The 9,603-nt window shown below is 72.0% G+C and carries 8 protein-coding genes and 2 pseudogenes; 8 read left to right on the top strand and 2 right to left on the bottom strand.

Annotated features, from left to right (window positions below):
* The first annotated feature begins 289 nt into the window (after window positions 1-289).
* The 6 genes from AC5WRT_RS26520 to AC5WRT_RS26495 all read left to right on the top strand — a co-directional run bounded on the left by AC5WRT_RS26520 (window position 290) and on the right by AC5WRT_RS26495 (window position 5,391).
* Window positions 290-1,627: a ferredoxin reductase family protein gene (locus AC5WRT_RS26520; RefSeq protein ID WP_496096427.1), complete on the top strand. Its 1,338-nt coding sequence runs from the start codon at window positions 290-292 to the stop codon at window positions 1,625-1,627.
* Between the two features lie 17 nt (window positions 1,628-1,644).
* A complete protein-coding gene (locus tag AC5WRT_RS26515; RefSeq protein WP_496096426.1) occupies window positions 1,645-2,061 on the top strand; it encodes an FMN-binding protein in 417 nt (138 codons plus the stop codon).
* 1 nt (window position 2,062) lies between these two features.
* Window positions 2,063-2,782 carry an FAD:protein FMN transferase gene (locus tag AC5WRT_RS26510; protein ID WP_496096425.1) on the top strand — a complete coding sequence of 240 codons (720 nt, stop codon included), beginning with the start codon at window positions 2,063-2,065 and terminating at the stop codon, window positions 2,780-2,782.
* Between the two features lie 127 nt (window positions 2,783-2,909).
* Window positions 2,910-4,076 (top strand): ABC transporter ATP-binding protein, encoded by a 1,167-nt coding sequence (locus AC5WRT_RS26505; protein WP_496096424.1) that lies wholly within the window; start codon window positions 2,910-2,912, stop codon window positions 4,074-4,076.
* Window positions 4,073-4,726: an ABC transporter permease gene (locus AC5WRT_RS26500; protein WP_496096423.1), complete on the top strand. Its 654-nt coding sequence runs from the start codon at window positions 4,073-4,075 to the stop codon at window positions 4,724-4,726. Before AC5WRT_RS26505 ends, AC5WRT_RS26500 begins: the two co-directional genes overlap by 4 nt.
* The gene (locus tag AC5WRT_RS26495; protein WP_496096422.1) at window positions 4,723-5,391 is read left to right on the top strand and encodes an ABC transporter permease; all 669 of its coding nucleotides are present in this window, start codon (window positions 4,723-4,725) and stop codon (window positions 5,389-5,391) included. The genes AC5WRT_RS26500 and AC5WRT_RS26495 overlap by 4 nt, the downstream gene beginning before the upstream one ends.
* Window positions 5,392-5,405: 14 nt before the next feature.
* Here the strand turns inward: AC5WRT_RS26495 and AC5WRT_RS26490 are convergent.
* A pseudogene (locus AC5WRT_RS26490) lies at window positions 5,406-5,793 on the bottom strand (GTP-binding protein); the annotation flags it as partial.
* Between the two features lie 53 nt (window positions 5,794-5,846).
* Window positions 5,847-6,796, bottom strand: a pseudogene (locus AC5WRT_RS26485) (ATP-binding protein); the annotation flags it as partial.
* A 231-nt stretch (window positions 6,797-7,027) separates the two neighbouring features.
* Between AC5WRT_RS26485 and AC5WRT_RS26480 the strand changes: the two are divergent.
* Both AC5WRT_RS26480 and AC5WRT_RS26475 read left to right on the top strand, forming a co-directional pair.
* A complete protein-coding gene (locus AC5WRT_RS26480; RefSeq protein ID WP_496096421.1) occupies window positions 7,028-7,990 on the top strand; it encodes an ABC transporter substrate-binding protein in 963 nt (320 codons plus the stop codon).
* A gap of 22 nt (window positions 7,991-8,012) precedes the next feature.
* Window positions 8,013-9,575, top strand: coding sequence for an aromatic amino acid ammonia-lyase (locus AC5WRT_RS26475; protein ID WP_496096420.1), 1,563 nt, complete (start codon window positions 8,013-8,015; stop codon window positions 9,573-9,575).
* Window positions 9,576-9,603: the final 28 nt, after the last annotated feature.

Here is a 9,603-nt window from a genome sequence, read left to right as displayed (position 1 = left end):
TGCCCCGACCGGCGCGTTCGCCCCGTCGCGACGCCCGGCACGCTCCCCCACGCCCTTGAGGCAGTGGGGGAGCGTGCATGGCGGCGCGGGGCAGGCGGGAGTTCGGCGACAGGGCCTCGGCACGGTCCCGCCGGCATCCAGGCGCACCGTGACGCGCCACCCGTCCGGCCCCGCCGGAGCTGCCGGTCCCGGTGAGGCTTTCGATACTCGAGTGAAAGTCGTCCGACAGGAGAAGGACCCTATCTGCGGGCGAAGCTCGTCACCCAGGACCGACCAAGGAGCTGTGGTCGTGACGACCGTCCAGACCCGTCCCGCGCCCCCCATGACGATCCGCCCCCGGGTGGTGGCCCGTACCGGCCTGTACGCCGTGCTGGCCGCCAACGCGGTCGTCGCGACCTGGTTCTACGTCCAGGCCGGATTCGCCTCGAACACCCTGATCGTGCTCGGCCGCCTGTGCGGCCTGTACGGCGCCCTCCTCATGGCCTTCCAGCTGCTGCTGGTCGCCCGGCTGTCCTGGCTGGACCGCCGCATCGGCATGGACCGGCTGACCACCTGGCACCGCCGGATCGGCTTCGGCCTGCTGTGGACCCTGCTCACGCACGCCGTGTTCATCGTCTTCGGCTACGCGCAGGCGTCCTCGATGGACCCGCTGAACCAGCTGGTGAACCTCGCCGAGACCGTCGAGGGCGTACTGCGCGCCGTCGTCGCGCTCGGGCTGATCGTCGTGGTCGGCGCCGTCTCGGCCCGTTGGGCACGCCGCCGGCTCGCCTACGAGACCTGGCACTTCCTCCACCTCTACACCTACGCCGCCGTGGTCCTCGCCTTCACCCACCAGGTCGCGGCCGGTACGACCTTCACCTCCTCGCCCCTGGCGCGGACCTACTGGTACACGTTGTGGGGCGCCGCCCTCGGCGCGGTACTGCTGGGCCGGGTGGTGCTGCCGCTGCGGCGGAACCTGCGGCACCGGCTGCGCGTCGCGGCGGTCGTGCCCGAGTCGGACGACGTGGTGTCCGTCTACGTCACCGGCCGCGACCTGGACCGGCTCCCCGCACGCTCCGGCCAGTTCTTCCTGTGGCGTTTCCTCACCCGGGACCGCTGGTGGCAGGCCAACCCCTTCTCCCTGTCGGCCGCTCCCGACGGCCGTACCCTGCGCCTGACCGCCAAGGCGGCCGGCGACGGCAGCGCCGGCCTGCGGCACCTCCAGGTCGGCACCCGCGTCTTCGCCGAGGGCCCCTACGGCGCGTTCACCTCCCTGCACCGCACCCGCCCGGAGTCGGTGCTGATCGCCGGTGGTGTCGGCGTCACACCCATCCGGGCGCTGCTGGAGGACCTGCAGGGCCACGCCGTGGTCATCTACCGGGTGTCCACCGACCGCGACGCCGTCCTCTACGACGAGTTGCGCGACCTCGCCCTCACCAAGGGGGCCGACCTGCACCTGGTGACCGGACCGGTCCTCCCCGACCGGCTCGCCCCGAGCGAACTGGTCCGGCTCGTGCCCGACATCGCCGACCGGGACGTCTTCCTGTGCGGGCCCCCCGGAATGACGGCCGCCGTGCTGCGCAGCCTGGCCGAACTGGGCGTTCCCAAACGGCAGATCCACTTCGAGCGCTTCAGCCTCGCAGGCTGAGAGAGGGCTTTTGCACCGTGAAGCGAGCCATTCCCGTCTTCGTCCTGACCGTCGCAGGTCTGATACCGGTGTGGCGGTACCACCCGTCGACCGGAACCGCCGACACCGCACAGCCCGCGGTGCCGCCGCCCCCCGTGCCGTCCTCGGCCCCCGCCTCGTCCGCCGCGCACGCGTCGAAGGTCGTCCAGGGCACCGCGGTGAGCACCAGCAAGGGCGTCTTCCAGGTGGAGGTGACCTTCCAGGGCGACCGGATCGTCTCCGTGCGGATGCTCCAGGCGCCGCACCATCCGCAGACCCGGTGGGCCGTGCCCGAGCTGATCGCCGAGACGCTCAAGGCGCAGAGCGCGCACATCGACTCCGTGTCCGGGGCCACGATCACCAGCGCGGGGTACAAGCAGTCCCTCCAGGCCGCGATCGAGGCCAGGGGGGTGTGACATGCGGCGGGTCGAGCACGTCATGGGCCTGCCGGTGTCGCTGCGGATCGACGACGCGGGCGACTTCGGCGCAGCCGCGGAGGAGGTCTTCGCCTGGCTGCGCCGGGTGGACGCCCGCTTCAGCCCGTTCAAACGGGACAGCGAGGTGTCCCGGTACGGGCGCGGCGAGTTGGCGGACGGCGAGCCGAGCGCGGACCTGAGAGAGGTCCTCGGCCTGTGCGAGCGCTACCGGGCCGCGACCGGCGGTGCCTTCGACGTACGGCTGCCCGGCCGGTCCTTCGACCCCTGCGCGGTGGTCAAGGGATGGTCGGTGCAGCGGGCGGCCGGGCTGCTGTCCGCCGCCGGGGTGCGGCGCTTCTGCCTCAACGCCGGCGGCGACGTGGTCGTCTGCGGCGGGCCGTGGCGGATCGGCATCCGGCACCCGGAGCAGGCCGACCGGGTCTGTGCCGTGCTGGCTCTCACCGACGCGGCGGTGGCGACCTCGGGGCGGTACGAGCGCGGCGACCACATCCTCGACGGCCGCACCGGACGCCCCGCGACCGGTCTGCTCAGTCTCACCGTGGTGGCCCCCACCCTGACCGAGGCGGACGCGACCGCCACGGCCGCCTTCGCCCTGGGCACGGGCGGCCCGGCCTGGGCCGCCGCCCGCCCCGGCTGCGAGGTGTTCGCCGTCGACACCGAACGCAGCGTGCTGCGCACGCCGGGTCTGCCGGTGGCCTGACCGTCCCCCTCGCCCGGCAGAACGCCGCAACACTCGCGGTCTAGACTCTCCCGGCAATGGCCCGCGCAGGAACGACCTCGGCCGAAAGCGGGCGGAGAGCTGCCAAACCCGAAGGGTGTTCGGCGTTTTGATACGGATAGACTCTGTCACGAAGCGGTACCCGGACGGCACGGTCGCGGTCGACCGGCTGTCGCTCGAGATACCGGACCGCGCGATCACCGTCCTCGTCGGGCCCTCCGGCTGCGGCAAGACGACGACCCTGCGGATGATCAACCGCATGGTGGAACCCACCGAAGGCAGCATCCTCCTCGACGGCACCGACATCCGGCAGCAGCCCGTCAACACCCTGCGCCGCTCGATGGGTTACGTCATCCAGAACGCCGGTCTCTTCCAGCACCGCACCATCCTCGACAACATCGCCACCGTGCCCCGGCTGCTGGGCTGGAGCAAGCAGAAGGCACGCGCGCGAGCCGCCGAGCTGATGGAGCGGGTCGGGCTCGACACCTCGCTCGCCAAGCGGTACCCGTATCAGCTCTCCGGCGGCCAGCAGCAGCGCGTCGGGGTGGCCCGGGCGCTCGCCGCCGATCCGCCGGTGCTGCTGATGGACGAGCCGTTCTCCGCCGTCGACCCCGTGGTCCGCAAGGGACTCCAGGACGAACTGCTTCGCATTCAGGGTGAGTTGGGCAAGACCATCGTCTTCGTCACGCACGACATCGACGAGGCGATCAAACTCGGCACCATGGTCGCCGTGCTGCGCACCGGCGGCCGGCTCGCCCAGTTCGCCCCGCCCGCCGAACTCCTCAGCACGCCCGCCGACTCCTTCGTGGAGGACTTCCTCGGTGCCGACCGCGGCATCCGCCGACTGTCCTTCTTCCCGTCAGCCGGGCTCGAGTTGCAGACGGCGCCGATCGTGGGCATCGACGCCGACGCAGGCAAGCTCGCCTCCCGCGCCGACGCCCCCTACCTCCTCGTCACCGACACCGACGGCAGGCCGCTCGGCTGGAGCGAGCCGGACCGGCTCACCGCGGGGAACATCGAGGTGACCCGACTGCTCGACCCCGGACGGCCGTTCGTACCCGGCAGGGACTCTCTGCGCACGGCGCTCGACGGGGCGGTCCTCTCGCCGACCGGCTGGGCCGTCGCGGTGGACGGCGAGGGACGCGCCGTAGGTGTCGTCTCCCAGCAGGTCATCGGTGAGGCCATCCGTACGGCACACAGCCGGGCGGCCGACGCCGTCGGCGGCGAACCGGGGCAGGACGCGGACGGTGCCGACGAGGTCAGGGCCGTCCGGTGAACGGCTTCTTCGACCTCCCGAGCGATCTCCAGCACAGCTACCTCGGGCTCGTCGGCCTGCATGTGCGCGAGGGACTGCTGCCGGTGCTGGCCGCCCTGCTCGTGGCGCTGCCGGTGGCCCAGCTCTGCGTGCGCTTCCGCTGGTTCTACCCGCCCGTCCTCGGCATCACCACCGTGCTCTACTCCATCCCCTCGCTGGCCTTCTTCGTCGTCCTCATCGACTACTTCGGGCAGAGCGAGACCACGGTGATGATCCCGCTCGCGGTCTACAGCCTGGTGGTGCTGGTGCCGGCGATCGTGGACGGCGTCCGCTCGGTGCCCCCCGAGACCCTTGCCGCCGCGCAGGCCATGGGCTTCGGTCCCGTACGCCGGTACCTCCAGATCCAGTTGCCCATCGCCGCCCCAGCGATCATCGCCGGTCTCCGGGTGGCGGTCGTCTCCAGCTTCTCCCTGGTCAGCGTCGGCATGCTCATCGGCAACCAGGGCGCCCTCGGCAACATGCTCAACGACGCCACCACCTACCACCGGCCCGCGCTGGCCGTGAACTCGGTCCTGACGACGGCGCTGCTCGGCATCCTCGCCGACGCACTGCTGGTCCTCGTACGCCGCCTCCTGACCCCCTGGATGCCGAGGAAGGGTGCCACCCGGTGAACGTCCTGAACTTCGCGCACGCCTTCTTCAGCGACAGCGCCCACTGGCACGGCTACGACGGCATCCCCACCCGGGTCGCCGAGCACGTCGAGTACTCGCTGGAAGCGCTGCTGTTCGCCGCCCTGATCGGGCTGCCCGTCGGCCTGGTCACCGGTCACTACGGGCGTGGCGGCAACGCGCTCGCCCTGATCGCCACCGCCGGCCGGGCGCTGCCCAGCTTCGGTCTGCTGGTCCTGATGTTCATCTGGATCGGGTTCGGGCTGCTGCCGGTGATGATCCCGCTGGTCGTGCTCGCCGTACCGCCCGTCCTGGTCACCACCTACGAGGCGATGCGCTCCGTCGACCCCTCGCCGGTGGATGCCGCCCGGGGCATGGGCATGACCGAGGCGCGGGTGCTGTTCCAGGTCGAGCTGCCGGTCGCGCTTCCCCTGATCCTCAGCGGCCTGCGCACGGCGGCCATCCAGATCGTCTCCACGGCCACCATCGCCGCGTACGTCAGCCTCGGCGGACTCGGCCGGTACATCATCGACGGGCTCTACCAGAAGAACTACGAGAAGGTCGTCGGCGGCGCCACCCTGGTCGCCGGACTCGCCCTCGCGACCCTCCTGGTGTTCTGGGCGGCCTCGCGGATCACGGTGTCGCCCGGGGTACGGCGCGGGAGTTGAGGAGCCGAGGACCAGGCCTCGGCGCGGGCCGGCGCCAGTTCGAGGACGACGAGCAGCGCGTCCCGCACCGAGCCGCGCTCCCGGGCGTCGAAGACGACGGCCGGTAGGCCGTCGGACACGTCCAGCGCCCAGCGGACCTCCTCCAGGGTGTGCTCCACCCTGCCGTCGAAGGCGTTGACGGCGACGGCGAACGGAATGCCCTTGTGCTCGAAGTAGTCCACGGCGGCATGGCAGTCGTCCAGCCGCCGGGTGTCGACGACGACCAGGCCGCCGACGGCCCCCCACGATGTCGTCCCACATGAACCCGAACCGCTCCTGTCCGGGCGTGCCGAACAGATACAGCTTCAGCGTCGGGTCGACGGTGATGCAGCCGAAGTCCATCGCCACGGTCGTCGTGGTCTTCCCCCGCCGCCCCGTCCCCGCCCGCGCGCCCCGCGGCCGCCGACGGCGATCCGCTCCTCGATCAGCGCGGTGGTGATCTTCAGCCGGGCGGCGGCCTCCTGCGGGTGGTACGGGTAGTCGGCCAGCGCGTCCTGGACCGCCTGCCGGATCTCGGCCTGGCCGTTCGCCTGCAGCCCGCCCGCGTCGACCTGCAACTCCGCGTACGACTGCGCGATGGCGCCCTGCGCCGGGGTGTGCTCGATGCCGCCGAGCCGCTCGGCCTGCGCCTCGGAGGCGAACCGGGTGAACCGGTCGGCCTGGTGGGTGTAGAGGTCGTACGCGCCGACCGCGTTGGTGAACTCGATCAGCGCGTTGGTGTCCCCCGTCGTCGCGGCGAACACATCGGTCTCGAAGGTGCCGTGGGCGGCGTCCGCACGCAGCAGCGAGTCCAGCAGGTTGCCGGTGAAGGTGGCGGCCAGGTCGGTGTTGCGCTCCAGGCCGAGGCCGTCGATCAGCCGCTGGGCGGCGCCCGCGTAGGCCGGGTCGATGTCGTCGGCCGGCAGGTAGGCCTGCTCCACCGAGGTACGCAGACTGGACAGGCCCTCGACCTCGCGCAGCGCCTGTGCCTCGTCGGCCGGCAGCCGGTCGCCGAAGGCCGTCCGCACCCTTGCCACCTGCGAGTCGACCGCCCGCTGCGCCGCGCTGTAGGCGGACGTGGACGGCCTCGCGACACCGGACTCGTACCGCGCGGACAGCAGGATCGCCTGCTGGTGCTCGGCCTCCACCCGGTCCACCAGCCGTGCCACCTGCGCGCTGTCCCGCACCAGCCGGGCCGCGGAGACGGCGCCGCCCGACTGCCGCACCAGATCGGTGAACAGACAGGACAACAGGACGGCGATCACCGCCAGCGGGACACCGACCAGCAGGTTGAGCTGCGCCGGAAGGGCCAGCGGTCGGCGAAACCGGTGGTGCGGCCCTGTCCGTGGGCGTGCCGGGCGGGCGCGTCCACCCGGTCCGTGGACACCGGGCCTCCTTCTCGGGGTGTGTCCGACACCGAGGCGGGCCCCGTCGCACCGCTGTGCCCCGCTGTCAACGGCCCGAAGACTACAGTCGCTTGAAGGAGTGAGCCGGACGCCTTTCATCAAGTATGCGTAACGAAGACGACGTTCCTCCCCCCGCAACTGACCGCAGATCGAGGCCAATCAGTGATCCACGGGCCTTGACTGACCGAGAACCGGCTGGATTGGATCGGCGCGTGACTTCCACCAACAGCATCAGCAGGTCCATCCGGAGGAACCGAGGCGCGGCGGCGGTCGCCCTCGCGGCGGCGACGGCTCTGCTGGCGGGCTGTTCCTCCAACGACAAGTCCGGCGGCAACCCGCTGACGGACACCAGCAAGGTCGGCGGCGACACCGTGGTCGTCGGATCCAACAACTTCCCCGAGAGCACCCTGCTGGCCGACATCTACGGCGAGGCTCTCAAGGCCAAGGGGATCAAGGTCAGCTACAAGCCGAACATCGGCAGCCGTGAGACCACCTACGGGCTGATCAAGAACGGCGCCATCAAGGTGCTGCCCGAGTACAACGGCGCGCTGCTCGCCTACCTCGACCCGAAGGCGGCGCCGAAGACGGCCGATGCCACCACCGCGGCCATCGAGGCCAAGCTGGACTCCAAGCTGGCCCTCCTCAAGCCCTCGCCGGCCGAGGACAAGGACTCGGTCACCGTCAACGCGGCCACCGCGAAGAAGTACAACCTGACCGGGACGTCGTCCATCGCCGACCTGAAGGGCATCGCGAAGGACCTGGTCATGGGCGCCTCGCCGGAGTTCCAGACTCGGCAGCAGGGCCTGGTGGGCCTGAAGTCGGTCTACGGCCTGGAGTTCAAGTCGTTCAAGGCGCTCGACGCGGGCGGTCCGCTCACCCAGGCCGCGCTGAAGAAGAACGCCGTGCAGGCCGCGGACATCTTCACCACGGACCCGACCATCTCCAAGGAGAAGTTCGTCGTCCTGCAGGACCCGAAGAACCTCTTCGGCTTCGAGAACGTCCAGCCCCTCGTCCACAAGGGAGCCCTCTCCCAGAAGGGCGCCGACGCGCTCGACGCGGTCTCGGCCAAGCTCGACACCACGACCCTGCTCGGCCTGGACACCCAGGTACAGGTCCAGAACAAGGACCCGATGGACGTGGCCAAGGCCTGGCTGACGTCCGCGGGCCTCGCCTGACGCCCGGCCGACGCGTACGACCATGGACGTGCCGACGCGGGTGCCCCCGGAGGCGGGGAGCGCCCGCGTCGTGCTCGACGGCACCGCCCTCGCACTGCCGGATCTGGTCCGGCTCGCCGACGGCACCGCCGAACCCGTCGTCGACCCCGCCGCGCTGGACCGGGTCCGCCGCGCCCGTCGGACGGCCGACCGGCTCGCCGCGACCGGCCGTTGGTACGGCCGCGGCACCGGTGTCGGCGCCCACCGCTCGGTCCCCGTCGACCCCGCGGACGAGACGGCCCACGGCCTGCGGCTCCTGCGCAGTCATGCGGGCGGCGCGGGTCCCCTGCTTCCCGCCCGCCCGGTCCGCGCGATGCTCGCCGTGCGCGCCAACCAGCTCCTCGCCGCCGGCTCCGGCATCCACCCCTCTTTCGTCACCGCCCTCACCGACGCCGTCCGCCTCCACGCCCACCCGGCGATCAACACCTACGGCGCCGTCGGCACCGGCGACCTGACGGCGCTGGCCCAGACAGGACTGACCCTGCTCGGGGAGCGGCCGTGGCTGACGGCGGGACAGCGCCCCGAGGGGGCGGGGCGAGCGCGACCGGTCACCTCGAACCCGGCGGACGACAACCACCTCCATGGCGGAAGGCCGCACCACGACCTGCCCGAGCCCCCCACGCTCCGCCCGGGGGACGCCCTGGCCCTGCTGAGCAGCAACGCCCTCACCCTCGCCCGGTCCGCGCTCGCCGCACACCGGGCGGAACTGCTGCTGCGGGCCACGCACGCGGTCGCCGCGCTGTCCCTCGCCGCCGTCTTCGGCTCTCCGGAGGCGTACGCCGCACCGGTGCACGCCCTGCGGCCGTACCCGGGTCCGGCCCGTGCCGCCGCGGAGGTACGGCGGCTGCTCGGCATGCCCGACCGCCCGGTCACCGCCGGCCGCCGCATCCAGGACCCCTACGGTTTCCGTGCATTCCCGCAGGTGCACGGGGCCGCCCTGGAAGCCTCGGACGCGCTGCGCCGGATCGTCGAGACCGAGATCAACTGCGCCACCGAGAACCCCGTCCTCACCCCCGACGGCCAGCTGTACCACCACGGCGGCTTCTTCGCAGCGCACCTCGCGCTGGCGCTGGACGGCCTGAACCTGGCGATGCTGAAGACCGCGGAGCTCTCCGCCGCCCGGCTGTCCGCGCTGAGCCGCCCCGACCTGACCGGCCTGCCCGCCTTCCTCGCCACCGGCCCGGTGGGCAGCTCCGGCACGATGATCCTGGAGTACACCGCCAACTCCGCCCTCGCCGAGCTGCGGTCGAGCGCCGCCGCACCCGCCTCCGCGGGCCATGCCGTCCTCTCCCACGGTCTGGAGGAGGCGGCCGGCTTCGCGGGCCAGGCAGCCCACCAGACGGAACGCGCCACCACCGCCTACGCGACAGTCCTGGCCTGTGAACTCGTGGTGGCGGTACGGGCGTTGGGTCTGCATCCGGTACCCCCCGCCGTCCCCGTCCACACCCTTGCGGCAGCCCGCCTCCCCACCGACACGGAGGACCGCCCGCTGACCGGAGACATCACCGCGGCGACGGAACTCCTACCCGCGCTGGCGGAGTTGTGAGTCGACGGGCACGGCCCATCGCCCAGTG

The sequence above is a fragment of the Streptomyces sp. NTD91 genome, assembly GCF_059510455.1.
The sequence above is the reverse complement of the archived record's forward strand: the minus strand, read 5'-3'. Positions and strand labels throughout refer to the sequence as shown.

What these genes read in the sequence shown, in the direction of transcription:
- AC5WRT_RS26510 (WP_496096425.1), top strand. Translation starts at nt 2,063, where the DNA reads ATGCGGCGGGTCGAGCACGTCATGGGCCTGCCGGTGTCGCTGCGGATC.
- AC5WRT_RS26475 (WP_496096420.1), top strand. Translation starts at nt 8,013, where the DNA reads ATGGACGTGCCGACGCGGGTGCCCCCGGAGGCGGGGAGCGCCCGCGTC.